Annotated in this window: 1 protein-coding gene; it reads left to right on the top strand. The window is 38.2% G+C overall.

The window, feature by feature from the left end:
• The coding region (locus tag ACJ5H0_RS23115; protein WP_411252198.1) for a condensation domain-containing protein at positions 1-544 on the top strand (544 nt) is incomplete at both ends.

Genomic DNA, 544 nt, shown 5'->3' with positions numbered 1-544 from the left:
AGATCAGTGTAAAAGACAATTTTTATAATTTAGGAGGAGACTCTATCAAATCTATCCAGGTAGTTTCAAGGATAAAGCAGAAGGGCTATACTTTAAAAGTTGCCCAGATTTTAAAAAATCCTGTTGTAGAGGATTTGGCCAAACTGGTCGAGGCAGACGCAGTGGTTATCAGTCAGGATGAAGTAAAAGGAATGGTTGACTTAACCCCAATCCAGCAAATTTTCTTTGAAAGTGAGCAGGTCGTTAATAAAAACCACTACAATCAGTCTGTGCTGTTAAGAAGCCGGGAAGAGATTGATCCGTCTGTTTTAGAGAAATCCATAGCTGACCTCGTTAAACATCATGATGCTTTGCGTATGGTGTATAAAGAAAAGAATGGATTATGGACGCAATACAATGAAGATACTTCAGAAGCACATTATAAGATCAGTTTTTATGATTTACGGTCAGATTCCAAAGAAGTTGAGTTAGAGTCATTGCGCAGCATTGGTAATGATCTGCAGTCAGGATTTGATATTGGATCAGGCGTTTTGTTCCATGTTGG

The organism is Chryseobacterium proteolyticum (assembly GCF_046591535.1).
In the GTDB taxonomy this organism is placed as follows: Bacteria; Bacteroidota; Bacteroidia; order Flavobacteriales; family Weeksellaceae; genus Chryseobacterium; species Chryseobacterium proteolyticum.
The sequence above is the reverse complement of the archived record's forward strand: the minus strand, read 5'-3'. Positions and strand labels throughout refer to the sequence as shown.